The organism is Sphingobium sp. FG58, from assembly GCF_057809055.1.
On record NZ_JBMDJF010000002.1, the window covers coordinates 121,781 to 138,826 of the forward strand.

Annotated in this window: 33 protein-coding genes; 12 read left to right on the top strand and 21 right to left on the bottom strand. The window is 63.2% G+C overall.

The genetic code is table 11. The annotated features are described in order from the left end of the window. Nucleotides 1-6: 6 nt before the first annotated feature. From ACODR8_RS03280 to ACODR8_RS03365, 18 genes are all read right to left on the bottom strand, one after another. The gene (locus tag ACODR8_RS03280) at nt 7-444 is read right to left on the bottom strand and encodes a hypothetical protein (RefSeq protein ID WP_489005941.1); all 438 of its coding nucleotides are present in this window, start codon (nt 442-444) and stop codon (nt 7-9) included. Between the two features lie 72 nt (nt 445-516). Beyond that, nucleotides 517-1,800: a phage major capsid protein gene (locus tag ACODR8_RS03285; RefSeq protein ID WP_489005942.1), complete on the bottom strand. Its 1,284-nt coding sequence runs from the start codon at nt 1,798-1,800 to the stop codon at nt 517-519. An 11-nt stretch (nt 1,801-1,811) separates the two neighbouring features. Then, nucleotides 1,812-2,702: a head maturation protease, ClpP-related gene (locus ACODR8_RS03290; protein ID WP_489005943.1), complete on the bottom strand. Its 891-nt coding sequence runs from the start codon at nt 2,700-2,702 to the stop codon at nt 1,812-1,814. After that, nucleotides 2,686-4,005 (bottom strand): phage portal protein, encoded by a 1,320-nt coding sequence (locus tag ACODR8_RS03295; protein ID WP_489005944.1) that lies wholly within the window; start codon nt 4,003-4,005, stop codon nt 2,686-2,688. The genes ACODR8_RS03290 and ACODR8_RS03295 overlap by 17 nt, the downstream gene beginning before the upstream one ends. Nucleotides 4,006-4,014: 9 nt before the next feature. Further along, the gene (locus ACODR8_RS03300) at nt 4,015-5,697 is read right to left on the bottom strand and encodes a terminase large subunit (protein WP_489005945.1); all 1,683 of its coding nucleotides are present in this window, start codon (nt 5,695-5,697) and stop codon (nt 4,015-4,017) included. A 79-nt stretch (nt 5,698-5,776) separates the two neighbouring features. After that, complete coding sequence (locus tag ACODR8_RS03305; protein ID WP_489005946.1) at nt 5,777-6,166, bottom strand: P27 family phage terminase small subunit; 390 nt, start codon at nt 6,164-6,166, stop codon at nt 5,777-5,779. Nucleotides 6,167-6,471: 305 nt separating this feature from the next. Beyond that, complete coding sequence (locus tag ACODR8_RS03310; protein ID WP_489005947.1) at nt 6,472-6,807, bottom strand: HNH endonuclease; 336 nt, start codon at nt 6,805-6,807, stop codon at nt 6,472-6,474. Beyond that, nucleotides 6,808-7,236 carry a DUF1190 domain-containing protein gene (locus ACODR8_RS03315; protein WP_489005948.1) on the bottom strand — a complete coding sequence of 143 codons (429 nt, stop codon included), beginning with the start codon at nt 7,234-7,236 and terminating at the stop codon, nt 6,808-6,810. It lies immediately after the preceding gene. Next, on the bottom strand, nt 7,237-7,545 hold the full coding sequence (locus ACODR8_RS03320) for a hypothetical protein (protein WP_489005949.1): 309 nt from the start codon (nt 7,543-7,545) through the stop codon (nt 7,237-7,239). It lies immediately after the preceding gene. Next, nucleotides 7,542-8,105 carry a host-nuclease inhibitor Gam family protein gene (locus ACODR8_RS03325; protein WP_489005950.1) on the bottom strand — a complete coding sequence of 188 codons (564 nt, stop codon included), beginning with the start codon at nt 8,103-8,105 and terminating at the stop codon, nt 7,542-7,544. Before ACODR8_RS03325 ends, ACODR8_RS03320 begins: the two co-directional genes overlap by 4 nt. Further along, complete coding sequence (locus ACODR8_RS03330; protein ID WP_196871355.1) at nt 8,105-8,275, bottom strand: hypothetical protein; 171 nt, start codon at nt 8,273-8,275, stop codon at nt 8,105-8,107. The genes ACODR8_RS03325 and ACODR8_RS03330 overlap by 1 nt, the downstream gene beginning before the upstream one ends. Beyond that, nucleotides 8,272-8,484 carry a hypothetical protein gene (locus tag ACODR8_RS03335; protein WP_489005951.1) on the bottom strand — a complete coding sequence of 71 codons (213 nt, stop codon included), beginning with the start codon at nt 8,482-8,484 and terminating at the stop codon, nt 8,272-8,274. The genes ACODR8_RS03330 and ACODR8_RS03335 overlap by 4 nt, the downstream gene beginning before the upstream one ends. A gap of 11 nt (nt 8,485-8,495) precedes the next feature. Then, a complete protein-coding gene (locus ACODR8_RS03340) occupies nt 8,496-8,756 on the bottom strand; it encodes a hypothetical protein (protein ID WP_489005952.1) in 261 nt (86 codons plus the stop codon). A gap of 146 nt (nt 8,757-8,902) precedes the next feature. Continuing rightward, a complete protein-coding gene (locus ACODR8_RS03345; RefSeq protein ID WP_489005953.1) occupies nt 8,903-9,067 on the bottom strand; it encodes a hypothetical protein in 165 nt (54 codons plus the stop codon). Between the two features lies 1 nt (nt 9,068). Next, nucleotides 9,069-9,383, bottom strand: coding sequence for a hypothetical protein (locus ACODR8_RS03350; protein WP_489005954.1), 315 nt, complete (start codon nt 9,381-9,383; stop codon nt 9,069-9,071). A 16-nt stretch (nt 9,384-9,399) separates the two neighbouring features. Then, nucleotides 9,400-10,059: a hypothetical protein gene (locus tag ACODR8_RS03355; protein ID WP_489005955.1), complete on the bottom strand. Its 660-nt coding sequence runs from the start codon at nt 10,057-10,059 to the stop codon at nt 9,400-9,402. Beyond that, entirely contained in the window at nt 10,019-10,525 is a 507-nt protein-coding gene (locus tag ACODR8_RS03360; RefSeq protein WP_489005956.1) for a LexA family protein, read from the bottom strand. The genes ACODR8_RS03355 and ACODR8_RS03360 overlap by 41 nt, the downstream gene beginning before the upstream one ends. A 63-nt stretch (nt 10,526-10,588) precedes the next feature. Beyond that, entirely contained in the window at nt 10,589-10,867 is a 279-nt protein-coding gene (locus ACODR8_RS03365; protein ID WP_489005957.1) for a hypothetical protein, read from the bottom strand. 7 nt (nt 10,868-10,874) lie between these two features. Between ACODR8_RS03365 and ACODR8_RS03370 the strand changes: the two genes are divergently transcribed. Further along, nucleotides 10,875-11,597: an SOS response-associated peptidase gene (locus ACODR8_RS03370; RefSeq protein ID WP_489005958.1), complete on the top strand. Its 723-nt coding sequence runs from the start codon at nt 10,875-10,877 to the stop codon at nt 11,595-11,597. Here ACODR8_RS03370 and ACODR8_RS03375 read toward each other — a convergent pair. From ACODR8_RS03375 to ACODR8_RS03385, 3 genes are read right to left on the bottom strand one after another with little or no spacing between them, the layout of a single operon-like run. Then, nucleotides 11,594-11,740, bottom strand: coding sequence for a hypothetical protein (locus ACODR8_RS03375; RefSeq protein WP_489005959.1), 147 nt, complete (start codon nt 11,738-11,740; stop codon nt 11,594-11,596). The two genes, ACODR8_RS03370 and ACODR8_RS03375, sit on opposite strands and share 4 nt — an antisense overlap. Next, nucleotides 11,733-12,089 (bottom strand): hypothetical protein, encoded by a 357-nt coding sequence (locus ACODR8_RS03380; protein ID WP_489005960.1) that lies wholly within the window; start codon nt 12,087-12,089, stop codon nt 11,733-11,735. Before ACODR8_RS03380 ends, ACODR8_RS03375 begins: the two co-directional genes overlap by 8 nt. Continuing rightward, nucleotides 12,086-12,493 carry a helix-turn-helix domain-containing protein gene (locus tag ACODR8_RS03385; RefSeq protein WP_489006177.1) on the bottom strand — a complete coding sequence of 136 codons (408 nt, stop codon included), beginning with the start codon at nt 12,491-12,493 and terminating at the stop codon, nt 12,086-12,088. The genes ACODR8_RS03380 and ACODR8_RS03385 overlap by 4 nt, the downstream gene beginning before the upstream one ends. Nucleotides 12,494-12,583: 90 nt before the next feature. On the opposite strand from ACODR8_RS03385, the gene ACODR8_RS03390 reads away from it, so the two are divergent. From ACODR8_RS03390 to ACODR8_RS03440, 11 genes are all read left to right on the top strand, one after another. Then, the gene (locus ACODR8_RS03390; RefSeq protein WP_489005961.1) at nt 12,584-12,856 is read left to right on the top strand and encodes a DNA-binding protein; all 273 of its coding nucleotides are present in this window, start codon (nt 12,584-12,586) and stop codon (nt 12,854-12,856) included. 334 nt (nt 12,857-13,190) lie between these two features. Beyond that, the gene (locus tag ACODR8_RS03395; RefSeq protein ID WP_489005962.1) at nt 13,191-13,649 is read left to right on the top strand and encodes a hypothetical protein; all 459 of its coding nucleotides are present in this window, start codon (nt 13,191-13,193) and stop codon (nt 13,647-13,649) included. A 150-nt stretch (nt 13,650-13,799) separates the two neighbouring features. Beyond that, nucleotides 13,800-14,210: a helix-turn-helix domain-containing protein gene (locus tag ACODR8_RS03400; protein ID WP_489005963.1), complete on the top strand. Its 411-nt coding sequence runs from the start codon at nt 13,800-13,802 to the stop codon at nt 14,208-14,210. Between the two features lie 3 nt (nt 14,211-14,213). Continuing rightward, nucleotides 14,214-14,459, top strand: a complete 246-nt coding sequence (locus ACODR8_RS03405; protein WP_489005964.1) for a hypothetical protein — start codon at nt 14,214-14,216, stop codon at nt 14,457-14,459. Then, on the top strand, nt 14,456-14,701 hold the full coding sequence (locus tag ACODR8_RS03410) for a DUF2312 domain-containing protein (protein ID WP_489005965.1): 246 nt from the start codon (nt 14,456-14,458) through the stop codon (nt 14,699-14,701). Before ACODR8_RS03405 ends, ACODR8_RS03410 begins: the two co-directional genes overlap by 4 nt. Beyond that, nucleotides 14,698-15,033, top strand: coding sequence for a hypothetical protein (locus ACODR8_RS03415; protein WP_489005966.1), 336 nt, complete (start codon nt 14,698-14,700; stop codon nt 15,031-15,033). The genes ACODR8_RS03410 and ACODR8_RS03415 overlap by 4 nt, the downstream gene beginning before the upstream one ends. Continuing rightward, on the top strand, nt 15,030-15,485 hold the full coding sequence (locus ACODR8_RS03420) for a hypothetical protein (protein WP_489005967.1): 456 nt from the start codon (nt 15,030-15,032) through the stop codon (nt 15,483-15,485). Before ACODR8_RS03415 ends, ACODR8_RS03420 begins: the two co-directional genes overlap by 4 nt. Next, nucleotides 15,485-15,646, top strand: coding sequence for a hypothetical protein (locus ACODR8_RS03425; protein ID WP_489005968.1), 162 nt, complete (start codon nt 15,485-15,487; stop codon nt 15,644-15,646). The genes ACODR8_RS03420 and ACODR8_RS03425 overlap by 1 nt, the downstream gene beginning before the upstream one ends. Beyond that, nucleotides 15,643-15,942 (top strand): MarR family winged helix-turn-helix transcriptional regulator, encoded by a 300-nt coding sequence (locus ACODR8_RS03430; protein ID WP_489005969.1) that lies wholly within the window; start codon nt 15,643-15,645, stop codon nt 15,940-15,942. The genes ACODR8_RS03425 and ACODR8_RS03430 overlap by 4 nt, the downstream gene beginning before the upstream one ends. Then, the gene (locus ACODR8_RS03435; protein ID WP_489005970.1) at nt 15,942-16,535 is read left to right on the top strand and encodes a DnaJ domain-containing protein; all 594 of its coding nucleotides are present in this window, start codon (nt 15,942-15,944) and stop codon (nt 16,533-16,535) included. The genes ACODR8_RS03430 and ACODR8_RS03435 overlap by 1 nt, the downstream gene beginning before the upstream one ends. Continuing rightward, complete coding sequence (locus ACODR8_RS03440; RefSeq protein WP_489005971.1) at nt 16,532-16,717, top strand: hypothetical protein; 186 nt, start codon at nt 16,532-16,534, stop codon at nt 16,715-16,717. Before ACODR8_RS03435 ends, ACODR8_RS03440 begins: the two co-directional genes overlap by 4 nt. The last annotated feature ends 329 nt before the right edge of the window (nt 16,718-17,046 follow it).

Genomic DNA, 17,046 nt, shown 5'->3' on the forward strand with positions numbered 1-17,046 from the left:
TCAGCCTCAGGCCTGGTTGGCCTGGGGATTATCGTGGCCCCAGCCCTTGATCACCAGCGCGGCGATCGGCGTGCCGGTGCCATGGGTGCCGGAGAAATCGGCAAGCAGCTTGAGGTAGCGTTTGCCGCCCTTATAACCGAACCGATAGGCGGCAGCTGCGGCATGGGCGGCGATCAGCGATTTGATGATGCCACCCGTCGCCACCGTGACGCCCAGCATATGCTTGGTTTCGACCGCACTATAGGTGAGGTCATCGTCCGAATGGGTCAACACGAACTCGATCTTGTTCGTGCCGCTGAACGTGATGCCACCCGCACCGATCGCCAGCAGGATTTCCGCCGCGTCATAGCCGAGCAGGTCGATGGCCGCAGGCGTATTGTCAGCCGACAGCGTGGCATTGCCGATCGCGACCGCGACCGACATTGCGGAATGAATGTCCTTCATGGATTGTCTCCAGAATATAATGGGGATTGTTAACCGGCGTCGCCGCCGGTCGCCGGGTCAGGTGTCAGCCAATCAGGTCGAGCACTTAAGCAGCTTGATCGCCTCGAAATTGGTGATCCCGCCGCCCACACGCTTGGTCGTGTAGAAATAGACGTACGGCTTGTTGGTCACATTATCGCGGATCACCTGCACGCCCATCCGATCAACGATCGTGTAGGCGCGCTTCCAGTCTGCGACCGCAATCGGAAACTTGTTCGCGCCCAACGAGTCCATATAATCGTCGGTATAGACCGGCTTACCCAGGATGGTGCCGACCTGATCGGCTGCGCTGGGGGCAGCCCACAGATAATTGCCCTGACCGTCCTTCCATTTACGGATCGTTGCCATCACGCTGTCGCTGGTGAGGAAGGCGGCACCGTTGCGATAGCCCTGCTTGAGTGCGAACAGAAGCTCGATGACCGCATCACCGGGGTTGGAACTGGCGAACGCGGCAGCTGCGCCGGTCGTGACAAAGCCAACCTTGCCCCAGGCATAGGAAGCATTGGCTACCGTGTCATAGGACAGAATGCCGCGCGGCTTCTTGATCCCGTTGCCGGTAATGAACGCCTCGCTTTCCTGCTCGGCGAATTCGATCGCGACTTCGTCCGCCAGCCACGCGGCGACATCGACACGGGCATCGTCCAGCATGGTCTGTGTGGTGCCAGGGTTGGCATAAATCTGGCCGGTATTGAGCGCGATCTCGCGCAGCGTCGGCGTGCCGGTTTCGGGCCGCGTGTCTTCTTCGCCGACCCAGCCTGCGCCAGTCCCGCCCATATTGATCAGCTTTTTGTATGTGTCGCCCGAAATGCTGACCGTACGTGCCAGCATACGCATGGCGGACACGGTGCCCATGACTCGATCGATGCCCTGTTCCCAGTCCACCGGAACGAGGTATCCGCCATCGGGATCGGACTGGGTGGTCAGGCCGGCCTGAACGGCCAGATTGTTCATGTCAGCATCGATGGCGCGCTCGCCGCGACGGAACATCGTTGCGAACGTGTCGCGATGGGTACGCTGCGCGGCGTTCAGGCCATCGCCCGCACCGCCGCCCAATTGAGCAGCCGCCAATGCGGCAGAAAGCCGATCGATCTCCGCATTGATCGGCTCGATCAGCGCATTGGCCTCGTCCTGCGTCAGGCGACCCTGGATCGCCTCTTCATGCTTGGCGCGCATGGCCTCGACGGCGGCATTGATCTGCGCGATCATGGCGACAGGATTGTCCGCCTCCGCGCGCGGGGTGGCGAAAACGGCACGGGGAGTGGACGCGACGATGGTCGCGCCCGCCGCCAGGAGGGCGGTGCGCTTCAAATTCTTCATGGGGATTGCTCCTATCGGGTGACGGTCGCGAGGAGCACGGTGAGCGCCTCGGCAAGTTTGGGGTCACCAGCGCCTGGCGTGGTGGGCTCCTCGGTGGCAGCGCCTGGCGTGCCCTTCAGATTCTTGATGCGCGCGCGCGCCTGACTGCGCGTCTGGCCGGATGCGACCAGCGCCAACTCCATGGCACGCAGATCGTTGACACTCTTGTCCTGCGCCTTGGCGTCATCGTCGACGGCAACCTGGTCTGCGGGCAGCAGAGCCTCGGCAAAACCGCGTTCGACAGCCAGACTGCCCGACATGAAGGTCTCGGCATCCATCCAAGTGGCGATCGCCGCCGCGTCCTGACCGCTGCGCGCGGCATACACGTCGACCATCGCCTGGTCGAATGGTGCGAGCCAAGCGGCAGTTTCGGCCATGTCATGGCGATTGCCGACCGCGACGACCCAGCAATTGTGGATCATCAGGAAGCTGGCCGCGCCAATTTCCAGTCGATCGCCCGCCATGGCGATGACCGACGCAGCCGAAGCCGCCATTCCCATGATCTTGACCGTGATGTTCTGCGGATGCTCGCGCAGCACGTTATAGATGGCGATGCCCTCGAACATATCGCCGCCATAGCTGTTGATGTGGACCTCAACGTCGCGATCGCCGATTGCGCGCAGCTGGGCAGAAACCTTCTTGGCCGTGATGCCGCCGCCCGACCAGTAATCTTCCCCAATGCTGTCGAACATAGTGATGACGTTGTCGCCCGTTGAAACCGCCCGGACGCCAGCCGCCATGTCACCGTAGCGATCCAGCACAGACGCCGGCGTGAACGCCTGCAACTTCTTGTCGGCAGGCAACGGCAGCGCGCCAGGGCGAGCGCCCGCAAACACGCGAGGCATGTTACGCAACTGGATCATTGTCGTCCTTTTCGGATTTGCCGCTGGCATCGCCGGCCGTGTTCGGCGGCGGATAATAAATGTCGCCGTCTTCGCGGGGGTTCTGATCCTCCAGCGCGCGAACTTCATTGGGCGATGCCCAGCCCCATTGCAGCGCCACCGCATGGGCGGCGTAGCGGGTCTTGATATCGGTCCTGACCATCGCCGCACGGTTGAACCGCGCATAAATCTTCGAATCGGCGATCATCGCGCCAATCTCTTCTTCCCACATGACCAGATGGTCATCCATCGTGTAAGCGGAAAAGCCGTTTGACTTCTGCTCCAGCCCGGTCCCCCAATTGCTGTCGGAACCACTATTGTCGCCGATCATGCTGGGTGGCACGCCGAAGAACATGCAGATCTCGGATCGCGAAAGCTTCTGCCCCTCGATCCACTGCATGTCGGTCGGGCTCATCGAAATGGTTTCCCACTTCAGCCCTTCCTCCAGCAGCAGCACGCCGCCATCCTTGTCGCCGCCGGCGCGGAAGTCGTCGAGCGATCGCTGCAACCGGTCATAGGCCGGGTCACTCAGTTTTTTGTCGGCCGGCATGGACACCGCGCCTGACGGCCGCGCGCCATGGCGGAACGTCGCCGCGACCTGGCGTTCGCGCGCACGCGCCTGGCCAATCGTCTCGCGGGCATATGTGAGCGGCGTCACGCCCGAATATCCATTCAAGCTCAGGCCATAGAGATGGAACATTTCATCCTGGCCGACAGTGATGCGCGCGCCATTTTTGCGCACCACATCATATTCCAGCGTCAGGTCGTCACGCTGACGCACCGTCACCCGGTCCGGATGGATCGGAATCAAGGCCCGCACTTCGCCGCGCGAGATGACTTTCAGGGCAAACGCATCGCCGCGCAGCAGCACATGTGCCTGCATCATCCGCTTGAACTGAGCCGGCCGCTGCCAGCCATTGGGCTTGCGCCGCAGCAGCTGCGCGACCGCATGGTCCGACGCATCGATGCGGGTCCGATCATCCACCCGCCGCTTGACGTCGATCGGCAGCGTCGCGACCTTGCCCGCGATCAGGCGGACACAGCCAAACACTGCGCCCACACGCATCGCCGTATCCGGGGTCACCACCTCTCCGGACAGCCCGGCCTCGCCCCGAAGCGCTGCCTCCAGCTCCTGCGACGTCGAAATCACAAACCCGCCATCCGGCGCGACCGATTGTGCCAGCGGTCGCCCGCTCGCACCGAACGACAGCGGCGCACCGCCGCCATCGATGCGCGCAGGAACATCCCCGGCCGCGCGGCCGAGAATGCGATCGAAAAGACTCATGCAATCTCCTCAGAGCACCCGCACGCCGCGATGCTCATAGACGGACGGCCCCTCGGCCTCGTTGGCCAGGGCGATCGCGAAGGCCATGATCATGGCGACAGGGTTGTCGATCTTCAGGTGAGCCTGCCCGTCCGGCTTGTTCGGATAGACATTGTCTTTCTTGTCGGCGGCAGCAACGACATTGGAAATCTGCCATTCCGCAACCGGGCAACCGCCGTGGGATATGGTCCGGGCGCGCATGACCGCGTCAGTTTCCTTCATCGGATCGCTCAGATTGAGCACCGTCTGCCGGATCTCCATCATCGGCACGCCCCGCTTCGCCAGCGTGGTCGACAACATCGTCGCCTGGAACGGATCGTAACCGACCTGTTCCACCTGAAACCGGCCGACCGCATCCTCGATCGCGTCGATGATCTCGTCGAAATCGATCACATTGCCGGGCGTCACGTCCAGCAGGTTGAGATTGTCCCAGTCCTGATAGGCCGCGACGTTTTCGATCGTGTCGGCGGGCAGGAAGTAGCGATTGATGATGATCCAGGGATCATCGACCGTGGCTTTCTCGCCGATCGGCGGGAACAGATAGACCAGCGCGGCGATATCGATCTTCGACGCCAGGTCGAGACCGAGGATGCAGCGACGCCCCTGCAGCTTGGGCAGCAGAATGGCGTCGGCCGCTCTGACCGGGATTTCCGGATCAACACACCGCCGCCATGCTTCGATATCGTAATAGGCGGACTTCGCCGAAACCCACAGGTTAAGGTGCTTCGTCTTGATGATGCCGGCTTTGCGCGGTGTCGCGATGGCATCGCGGATCCGCGCACGAAGATAATCTTCCAGCACCGACACGCCCATATTAGGGTTTGCCTTGCGAAGAGCCTTCTCGGACTTCCAGTCATCACCCTCGTCGATCGTATATTCGACGAAGAAGGTTTCATCATCCAGCGGCGGGCCACCATTATGGCCGATGCCAGCGAGCTTTTTCCGTTCCTCCTGGATGAGCTTGTAGCATGGGCCTGCCAGATTATCGCCAGCCGTGGTGATCAGCACCTGCAGCGGCTGCTCCCGCGCACCCATGCCCGTGATCATCGTGTCGATCTGCGCGTCGTCAGCATGTTCATGATATTCGTCGTGGATCGAGCAGCTGGGCGACTGGCCATCACCCGGATCCCCGATGATCGTTTCGAACTTCGATCCGTCACCTGGCCGCGATATCGTCTTGGCCAGCATTTCGATGCCGAACTTGCGCTTCAGCGCCGGCGTGCGCTCCACCATCAGGCGTGCGGGTTTGAAGACCTCCCACGCCTGTTTCTCGTTGGTCGCGCCCGAATAGACTTCGGCGCCGAACTCGCCGTCGGCGCAGAGCATATATAGCCCCAGGCCAGCGGCGATCGCCGATTTGCCGTTTTTGCGCGGGACGACCAGGAACAGCTTGCGGAATCGCCGCAGGCCTTTCTGGGTGCCAGCCTTATGCAGCCACCCGAAGGTGACGCAGATGATCCAGACTTGCCACGGCTCCAGCGTCAGCCGCTCTTTCGAGCGCGCCCATTTGCCCTTGCTGTGGGGCAACGTCTCGATGAAGCGGCACGGCCGCGATGCCTTGGCCGGATCGAATACGAAGGGAAACTTCGCGACCCGTGACCGACTGAGCTTCAGCTCATCGAGGAAGCGCCGGCACTGGAGCCGGATCTGCAACCCGGCCGGGATCCTGCCGGCACAGACGTCGCTCGCATATTTCCGGGCTATCGCCGGATAGTCACGCTCCCCTGCCACATCAATCGAAGTCGCTATATAGGTCGTCCTCGACCTGCTTGTGTCCGGTCGCCAGCTTCAGCGCTGCAGAAGGATTGAGCATCAAATCCCCCAGTAGCGACTGCGCATGGCGAAGGGCTGCGTCGAGCATGGCAACAGCTGGATGAGCGCGCTTCATGATCTTGAGCGCCGACATCGACCCATCTTTGGTCGTCAGCACGCTCTGCGTCGTGAAGGTGCATCCCTCCATCTCGATCACGGCCTGATACATCGCGATCTGTTCTAGGCGCAGCGCCAACAAGCCGACATGCTCGGCATAATGCGGACTAGCCCGCTTCTGCACTTCAAGGATGCCGGCGATGTTGGCGAAATGCTGTCGCGCGATTTCCGACAGATGCAAAGGCGCGATCATCGGACCGAGCGGCACATCCTCATTGACCAGCGCATCGCGATCGGCCCTATAGGTGCCCATCGCTTCCTTCAGCGCCGGATCTTTGCGTTTCCGCCCAGCGCCTGATCGGGATCCACCTCGAGCCATCCCGCCTCACTTTTTACCCTTTGAATTTGACCGCGTAAGAATTTGTCCACAGGCGCGGTCCTAGGGGGGTGGCAGGGGAAGTTTTGACCCTCCCCCCGCCCTCAACTCGGCCTGAATTGCATCGAGCGGCGTCCGATTTTGCTTGAAAATCGGTCGTTCGGCGTTGCGAATCGATCGGTTCAGTCGGCGTTGCGGTTGCGCCATCGCGCCCTCGCCGCCTCCTTCGCGGTCTTGGCCTTGCTGTGCGGATCGCATAGGCCTTGATAGTTCTCGCGGACGTTCGTGCCGCCTTCAGCCCGGTTGCGCCTATGATCCGCAACCGTCGTCCGCCGCGGCGGCGACACGCCGGTGCGGATGCACTCGCGGCACCATGGCTCCTCGATCATCACCCGCTTGCGCATGGCGTCATGCTCGGCATCATAGCCGCGCTGCTGCCTGCTCTTGCCCTTCGATGTTGCCCACGGCTCCGACGGCTTCCATCCCGGCGGGCGGAAGCGCGGCGCCTGGCTGGGCACCTATCGACTGCGGAACGAAGAGCGGAAGGAGGATGAGCGATAGGACGACGTCGGTCGATAGCTATACCGAGACGTCGACGTCGTCGTCTTCCTACCACCGAACAGCCCTTGCTTCGTCGTGATCGTCGTCACCGTGCGCGATCGCACATAGTCCCGGCTGGCCTGATAGCTGGGGATCTGGCGACGGTAGCCGCGATAGTGGGGATCAGGCACGATCACCGTCTGCCGCTGCCCGCCGTTCAAGGCGCTCGACAGCATATAGCCCGCCATCCCGTACATCAGATAGTCGTTCACATCGCCGCCAGCGTCGGCGACCTTGACGCACTCGTTCGGGTTGGCCGCTTGGGCGCAACGCTGCGCCGCAGTCTCGCAAGCCGCGAGCGGAATGCACATTAGGCACGCCAGCAGCATCAACAGATAACGCACCATCTACGCCTCCTTCACCGTCTGCGCCTGAATCTCTGCGAGCAGCTGCTCGCCCTTCTCCTCGATCCCGCCGACGGCCAGTTGCACCAGCACGAAGCCGGGCAGAAAAATCGCATATTCGTCGAGCGTATCGAGCCAGGCCTGTGCCGATCGGCCAACGACGATCGCCTGCAGCTGATGCTCCGCGCAACTGAAGATGCTGCACGGGAGCGCGTCATCACCGCGCGCTACGATATCGATGGTGCAGCCCGCCATCTCGGCCGAGCGCTCGAGCGCTCGCACCAAGCGGTTACCCGCGACGACTTGGCTCAAGGCTCGATCGCCCCGCTCTGACCGACCCGTTCCAGGAAGAAGCTCTCGCCCTGCTTGATCGCAAATCCCATATCATGCAGCGGCAGCGGCACGGTCGCGCCATCGGGCGCCAGGTCGAACGCCTCCCGCTCGGCTTCCAGCGCCTTCATGATGGCGACCTTGTCGGGCGAATGCTTGGTCCGGACATAGTCCGTCATCTCGGCCGCGCGCAGCGTCACGGCCATGTCGTCATCCTTGCCATGGGCAAAGGAGACGCTGGCCTTGTCCAGCCGATAGCCCAGATAGCAGCCGCCGAGCTCGATCGACTTGCGCTTGCCGCCGGTCAACTCGTCGAACTTCGCCGCGAAGAAGGGCTTCAGCTGCTTCTCGATATCCTTGAGCTCGGCCGTGATCGGCACCAGCTCAGTGTCTGCGTCCTGATTGGCCGCGGCGATTGTCTCGTCGCGCGCCTGGATGATCAGCGCGGCCTGAGCGCTCCGCTCGACGAAGCGCACGCACAAGGCCTGCGCCTGCTCAATCGTCTGCGGCGCACGCTGCGCCGGGGAACGAACGCGCGCCATCAGAGGCGCGCCTTCACGACACGCTCGAATGCCGCCGTGGCCTGCGCTGCGGCGTCGCGGGATTTGAGTTCAGCGATCATCGACCGCAGCCACCTTTTGGTGACGCGGATCTCGTCGCCGCCATCGCCCTCCGCCATGCGGGCGAGCGCAGCCATGTCGATCGCGCTCATGTCGCAGATGCCTGCCGCAGATCCACAACCCGCGGCCAACGATAGCCGATCGGCGCATTGTCCGGCTCTGGCCCCAGGATGATCCCGCCACTCTTCACGCGCACCGGGCGCACCATGCCATCGGCGTCGCGCGCCAGGCGGAATGTCTCGCGATGATAGCCCCGCGCCTTCAGGCCGCGAATTTCAAGACGGCGTGGTAAGCTGCTCATGGATCGGTCCTTCAGTACCAGGCTTGCGCCGAGCCGCCGTGCGTCTCGAACGACAGCGGCGGTGCGGATGGTGCCCCTGCACCGCGAAAGGGGGCGACGATGGAGGCCGCGATGGCCTGGGCCCGCTCTTCCAGCTCGGCCAGGACCTTGTCGTGGCGGCGCCGGGATGTCTGGGGGTCGGACAGGCGGGCATCGCGGATCAGCTCGTCCAGCGCATGGCTGGCATTTTCCAGGCTGTCCGGGATTGAAGGCCGGGTAGGCAACGGTGCCATGACGTACCTCCATCGACGCAAAAAGCCCGCCGATGGGGGGATCGGCGGGCTTCAGGCGCAATTAGCGCGGGGTCGGATATGGCCTGTTCGTGGCCACTTTGGCAGGCTCGTTTTTGTAACGGCGCGAAAATAATGGGACAGCAGGATCAGCGCAGTCGGTCCGCCTCACGCGCCATCAGGTGGAACATGCCCGGCCACCATGGCACGAAACGCAGGTCGATGCGGATCTCGCGCCCCTGCCGCACCTCCAGCATCTGCGTCGTCCCCACCTTGATGCCGTCAACCACAACGGTGCGGTCCGTCAACTCCATCTTAGTCCCTGTCAACCGCAATTGGCATGAACGACAAGTCGAGGAAGCAATCTCCGAACTCGACGCTGAGCGTATAGACACGCCGTCCATGCTGGCGCGTGTCCGGCGCTCCGATCTGCCGAATGGCAAATGTATCGCACATCGCCTTGACCACGGTCTCTGGATCGGCCGGCTGATCGGTCCATGGGATGCATACGACGTCAAAATCGCGAGCCATGGAACCATGAACAGCAAGGGCGTAGCCATGGCCGCGGGCTATTTCGGCCAGCGCTGGATACATAGCCGCATAAGCTGGAGCAAACGTCGCGGATTTCATCGCAGATCTCCCACTGTCACAACAGCCCCGCATGCGCCGCCGCTATGTCGGCCGGCGTCACCTCGTCCCGCACCCGGCGATGCATCTGCGCCCAGAGCGCCAGCGCATCGGTCAGCATCCGCCGCGCCCGCCGCACATGCATCCCGTGCAAAGCCGCCGCGCGCGCCACGCCCACATCCCGCACGATGATGTCGAGTACCAGCTTGGCGTCCGCCGGGCCGATCGCCGTGCGCCAGCGCGAATAGGCCATCTCGTTCCACACCGCGCCCAGCGCCTCGAAGAAGGCGTCGCCATGGCGGCTGCCGTCGATCCGGGTCTCCAGGCTGGCTGTGCGGACTGTCACGTCCGCCATGATCTTGTGGACGATCGCCGCGATCTGCTCGGCATAAGCCTTCTCGTCATCGTCAAGATAGCCCGACGCATGAAGCCGCGCGATCGCGCCAGGCCGCTGCCGCCGGTGCGCCTCGTGCGTTTCGGGCGTGCCCGCATTCTTGTGATGCCACCGCTCCAGCGTCTGCGCGCGCGCCTTGCGCAGCGCGCGCTGTTCGACCGCCGTTCGCTTGGCCGCTACCTGCGCCCGCTCGGCCTGTGCCGCCAGCGCCAGCGCCGACCGCGCTTCCCTGCGCACACCGCCGCTACTCTCCCCCGCCCCGCGCGCCGTCCCCACATTCGTCATTCCGTACGTCTCCCGCTCGTCGCACATCATGCGCGCGCGCGCGCATCTGCGGCAGGCTCGGATTTGTAACGGTCATCTGCCCGGCCTCGTCCAGGTCGATGAGCGGCAGGCCGATCGGCTGGATCAGCTCGAACCGTTCCGGATTGACCACCCACCCTTCCGATTGCAGCAGCTGCAGAGCTTCTTCATGGCTCTCGGCTGGGCGAATGCCTCGCGGCACGCCCGGCTGATAGTGAATGCGCCCTTCCCGCGCCAGCTTGCGCACCGCGCCCTGGACCCGCGCCCGGTTGGTGCCGATCGCTGCAGCCATCTCACTCAACGATGGTCCAACGCCATGCTGGGCATGAAACGTCCGAACGAAGGCCAGCACCTGCAGCTTCCTGCTCGCCATTTCCGGCGACAGGCGAGGTATCCCTTCGGACATGCCCATTAAGGCTTGGGCTTGGACATGCCGACTATCAACCATAACAGGCCTCCCGATTGGGAGAACATAAGGAGAAATAGGGGGAAAGGCCAGCAACCGCGGCTATCACTCTTCCAGCCAGCGCGGGTAAACCTCTTCAAACACCCACAGCGGCCGCATCACGCCGTGCAGATAGTGGAAATTATTCCATCCCCTGCACTCCTCGGTCAGGCGGCACCGGCAACGTCGGTTGACCAGGCTATATTCTGGCCCCTTGATCGCAACCAGCACCGCCGGGTCGATGACCTGATAGGTGCGGCATTGCGTGCAGTGCACCTGCACGCGAACGCCATGTTCCGCCATTGCGCCGACTGTCTGCGCCCAACTCGGTATCCATGCGACCATGGAACATATGGCGAACATGATGCCGAGTCGTGTCAAACGCATTGACACTCGCCCCGCCGCAAACCACCCTCCCGCCATGTGCAACCGGGCGGAACGTGGCGATACGCAGAAAGTGCTGCAGCTCTTCAAAGCGCGACCCGGCGCGCTCTTCAACGAAGGTCCGTTGGAAATCCATCCCAGATATCCCGGATCGGTCATCCGCCTCGATGACGGCGATCGCGTTCTCGAACAGATGACCTGGGGTTTCCCTTTGGCTCAGAAAAGCCGAAAGACCGGCAAGCCATTGAAGCCCAAACCGGTGAACAATGCCCGCTTCGACAAGCTCGACAGCTTCTTCTGGAAACGCACCGCCGCCGATCCGCACCATCGCTGCCTCATTCCCACCGCCCGTTATGCCGAAGCGGTGGGGCCAGACGGCGCGATGACTGAAACCTGGCTGTCCGTGAAGGACCAGTCCGTCTTTGCCTGGGCAGGCCTCTGGTCGACGAGCGACGAATGGGGCAACGTATTCACCGGCGTCATGACCGACAACGCGCCGGAGCTCGCCCACATTCACGACCGGTCGCCGGTAATCCTCGATCCGCAGGACTGGGACACCTGGCTCACCGCACCGCTGGAGCATCTTTATCGCTTTGATCGGCCCTATCCGGCCGATCGCATGATCGTCGATGCGACTGACATGCCCTGGTTCAGAAAAGGCGCGGCACCTGCTGGGCCTGTTCTGATCTAGAGATCTAGGTTTCGCGCCTCTATCACGCGCAGTGCCGCTTCCTCGCGCGCCGTGGGATGCTCCGGATCGGCAGCCTCCAGCCAGATCGCCAGGACCTCTGCGTCGGATAAAGCCTGCACCTCATCATGGGCAGTATTATCCATCAAGGCAGGCCTGAAATGGCGCATATGCCTTCGCCGGATTTTTGGGCATCCGCCCCACACCCTTCACGACAACAGAACTGCGGTTGCCGATCCTCACGATATCCACGACGATTAATACAGTATTGCCGAACTGGCCGTTGATCGACTGAACCAGTGAGACGCCATTCTCCAACGGAGTGCTGCTAACGATAACGCCCGGTCCACTTCGCAAAAGATTCGTCATGCATCCCGCGATCGCATCGACTGCGCGCGGGCTATCGCCAGAGAAAGCGACCTGCTTCGACTGCACATCTTGAACGGAAACACAGCCACTTAGGAGGACGACGAAGGCCAAAAGCTCGATTTTCATTCCTCCCCCCGATAACCTTGCCCGCCATCGTGAAGTGTCCCGACTTCATCCAGCGATTTGAAACCAATGGGCATAACTAACGAGTCTGGCTGCATGAAACCCCAATCGTGAGCCATAATTTGCAAAAGTCGTACGAAAGCAGCGCGAGAGCGTTTCGGCATGTGCGAAATCACCTGTGCGACGACAGACACGTCCGCCGGAAGCGTTTCGATGGTTCGGTGGCCCGTCAAAATAAATAAAATATCGACGCCAGCGTTGGCGAGCTGGGCGAAATAGCCTGCGCTAGGCTCGGTTTCACCCTTTTCATAACGGCTTTGGGTTTGCAGGCCCACGCCTCCCAAAGCGCCAAATTCAGCCTGATTCAAGCCGCGCGCTTTCCTTTCGCCCCGCAGGCGCGTCGACATTTGTTCAATACTGAACAATTTACCCTTGACCTTTACGCAGTTCTGATCAATTTTCACGGCATATTCCACACTACAGGTGCATCGCACATCATGACCGAGTCTCCAACCGCCTGCACCTCGCAGGGCGATGGCGCGCGCTTCTTTTCGCCCGCCGATGCAGCCCAAGCGAAGGCGCGCCTCATTGCGCAGGGGAAAAGCTATGCGGAATGGGCGGATGAACATGGTTTCAATCGGCGCACCGTCTACGAAGTCTTGTCCGGTCGCCGCTCCTGCCGCCGTGGAACCTGTCATCGCGTTGCTGTCGCCCTCGGTCTCAAGGAGGAGCCGAAGGTTGACAATCGGTTGGAAGGACTGCGGCCATGACTGCATCCCCCGCCAATATTCCGGCTTTCTGCACTCGTCTCCCCCATTCGCCGCGCCATTTTGGTGCGGCAAAGCGCCCCGTGGCCCCCGGCTCCCATAGTCGACCCTTTGCCGGGGCCATGCCTGCCGCCGCCGACATTTCGTTTGACCGCTTGGAGTCGGCGGCGGCCTTTTGTTCATCGGTTCGGACGTTCAAGTCCGCCCGAACAGGTTATGGGCGCTCCGGCCGCCCAGGACGTGCCGCCGCGTATCTGGCCGATCGCGCGCCGTCCGCCCCCTCATGCCTTCGGGTCGCACCAGGCGAGGGAGCCGGAAATGTTTCTGGCGCGTCCATATGACCAAGTTGCGCGCCCCCATCTCGATCGACACCGCCCTCGCCCGCATCGCCGGGCAGGTCGCTGGTGGCTGGGACGCGATGGCCGAGCATGTCGTCTATCAGGAGCGCACCGTCCGCGCCTGGGGTGATGTCGATCGCGCCGAGCAGATTCCCCTGCCCGTCGCGGTCGCGCTCGACATCCTGTTCCAGAAACATGGCGGCGTCGGCGCACCCCTGCTCGAAGCGCATGGCGACATGGTGCGGATCGCCGTTGGCGAAGCGTTCGGCGACAAGCAGGAGCTGCGCCGCGAGACGATCGACTTCATGCGCGAGACCAACGAAGCCAATCTCGCATTGCTGGAAGCCGCCGAACCGGACGCAGGCGACGCCGAACAGGTGATCGCCACCAAACAAGTTCTGGATGTCCGCCAATGGGCAGACAGGATCCTCACTCGCCTCGGTCGCAAACCCCCCTGACGACCGAGGCGGGGACGCCTGCCCAGCCGGACTTGGACTGCTGAGCCGCAGACATCCCAATCAAGACACGATCAAGAAACCGGCCATTCCGGCGCAGCAATTGTGCTTTTGGAACGGCTTTTTTGCGGCCCGCTTTCAGGGAGGCTGACCATGTTATCCCCCGGCACCTATCTCAAGCTCCGACGCCAGGCCGCAGGCCTGTCGATCGAGGATGTCGCCGCGATGGTCCACACCGCGCCGCGCCTGGGGGAGATTGACCGCTGCGGCTGGATCACCCGGATCGAAAGCGACGTCGCCGCGCTCAGCCCCGACGTCATCGCCACCCTGTCCGATGCCTTCCGCTTCTCGCGCCGCACCCTGCATCAACTTATCGACGCACGCAGCTATGGGGACGCATCAGCCGTCACCCGCATCTGCCTCATCTGCGGCTGCTCCGATGCCGATCCCTGCGTCGATCTGGACAGTCATGATTGCTGCGGCTGGTCCACCGCCGACAGCTGCACCGCCTGCGCGCCAGTCCCGACCGCCAGCCCGACCCCGACCGCCATCAAGGAGGCCTGACCCATGCCCCGCACACCCAAAACCCTCCCCTTCCGCCCGCGCACCTATACCGATCGCCCGATCGACCTCACTCTGGCGAAAAGCGTCCGCGATCGCCTGCATTTTGAGGAACCGCGGCACCCCATCACATTTATAGATGAGACCCAGGCGCAGATCGACGCCGACCTGGAGGGACTGGGCGGCTCGATCGTGCTGGGGATCATAGCAGGCCTGATCTGCGCCGCCCTCATCTGGTTCGCTCAGCCATGAGCGAAGACAGCAATGTCGCCGCTGATCAGCTGCGCCTGCTGATCGAACGCATCGAGCGGCTGGAGGAGGAAAAGAAGGGCATCGGCGACGACATCAAGGATGTCTATCTCGAAGGCAAAGCGACCGGCTATGACCCCAAGATCATGCGCCAGCTCATCCGCCTGCGGAAGATGCAGCCCCATGACCGGCGCGAAATGGAGGCGATCCTCCAAACCTATCTCGCCGCATTGGGGATGGAATGATGGGTGCGGTCCATATCCTCCCCGCGCCTAGCGGTGACCGGCAGGATCCCTTCCCGCCCATGCAGGCACCGCTCATCGTCACCGAAAGGGGCGAAGCATGGGTGCCGCACCCATTCTATCCCGGCATGACGACAAACGTCCCCCTGTGCGAAGGCCTCGCCGTAGCGTGGGCACCCTGCACGCCGCTGCGCGAGATCATCCTGTCCATCTGGGGCGGCAACCCTGAAAATCCCAGCGACGAATCCGTTACCGCCACCCTCACCCGCTCCGGCCTCAAACGCCTGATCGCCGACCTCCAGTCTATCGCCGATCAGTTGGATGCCCAGCCATGAGCCGGGAGTCGATCGAGGTCCGCGAATGCGACCGATGCAGTCGTCGCGTCGAGGTGCGCGAATTCGGCATGGAATTGGGTTGGGGCGAAGCATGGGCCAAGGCTCCAGCACTGGACCCGATCAATCAGCCTGCACGTCGCATGGGTGATCATACCGGCCCTGCCGATCTCTGCCCCGCCTGTGTCGGCGAATTGTTCGACTGGTGGAAAAGCGCACCGCCCAATCCCGCGCCACTGCCCAGCGCAGCTGGCGTCAAGGTCGCCCGTAAATATCGCAAGCAGCTTGTTGAACTCGTCAAGTCACGCCTTCGCGAGCAGGTCAGTGAATCGATCGACGCCGTGCGCGAACAGCCCACATCCATCCTGAGCCAGGACATCGTGCCAGGCGCGATGAGCGGCGTGGAAGATCGCGCCAAGAAACTGGTCGATACCATATTGGAAGGGCTGTCCTGATGCGACCGCCCCGCACCACACCGCTCAGCCCGGACGAACTCCGAGCGATGTTTGCCGATGGCGACAGCGTGGCGCAGATCTACAACCGCGCCTATCGCCTCGACCGTTCGGTCACGAAGGACAAGATCCGCGCCATCCTCTTCGAAAGGTCGGCGGCATGACGGACCTGGTCGCCGCCGCGCTCCGCTTCGTCCGGTCGTCCGATTATCGCGACCTGAGCCTGCGCCAACTGGCCCTGCTCGGCATCGTCGCCGACAGCGATGGTCCCCAGCATGTCCGCGATCTCGCCCGCGAAATGGGCGTCGCCAAGCCGGTCATCACCCGCGCCGTCCAGAAGCTGAAGACGCTCGGCCTGCTCACCCATGCCCGCTCCGGCCCCGATCGCCGCGACTGCCTCGTCTTCGCCACCGAACCCGGCCGCGCCCTGCGCGCCGCCTTTGCGCGGGAGAGCGCTTGATGTACCAGCCCTTCCCACTCCACTGGCCATCCGGTTGGCCACGCGCCCGCCAACGAACGACCGCCCGCTTCGCGGCGCGCAGCAATGACGGCTGGATGAAGAGCGTGACGATCGCCACCGCGCGCGACCGGCTCCAGCGCGAACTCGACCTGCTCGGCGCGACCGGCCCGATCCTGTCGACCAATGTCGAACTGCGCCTGGATGGCCTGCCGCGATCGGGCCGCGCTGATCCCGCGGATCCCGGCGCTGCCATCTACTTCCAGCTCAAAGGCAAGCCGATCGCACTGGCCTGCGACAAATGGGACCGGGTGGCCGACAATATCGTCGCGCTTGCCAAACATATCGAGGCTCTGCGCGGCATGGACCGCTGGGGCGTCGGCACCACGGCGCAGGCCTTCACCGGCTATGAAGCGCTGCCCTCGCCGGAACAATGGTGGGAAGTACTGGGCGTGGCGCGCACCGCCAGCGCCGACGAAATCCGCCGCGCCTATCGCGCCGCCGCCCGGACCGCCCATCCCGACCAGGGCGGAACAACTGCCGCCTGGCATCGCCTGAGCGCCGCGCTGGAAGCCGCCGAACGGGAGAGTCGATGATGTGCGTCGGCCTCCACGATCGCTTGGCCCAAAGCCATGAGCGGCTGCGCCGCGGCATGGTCTGGTGCCGCACCTGTGGCCGATCGACCCGCGTCGATCCTGCGGGCGCGCTGCGCCACGGCTGGCCCCGCTGCTGCGACGCCACCATGACGATCGACGCACCGGAAGAGCGGCTGCCATGACATGCGACGTCGTCACCCTGCCCGGCGGCGGTCGCGCCATTGTCTGCTCCGGCCGTGGCCGAACACCAGCTCGATGCGCCTGCGGCCGTCCTGCTCCGCTGCTATGCGACTGGAAAATGCCGGAAGCGGGCGGAACCTGCGACGTGCCGATCTGCAAGCGGTGCACGACATCCCCGGCACGGGACAAGGATCTGTGCCCCAAACACGCGGAAGCGTTTGAAGCATGGCAAGCAGGCAAATGACCGCAGCGCTCTGCAATTGCCCTTTTTGCGGTCAAGCCATGACGATCCGGGGTGGCGTCAACGCATATGGTTGTTGCGACACGCCTG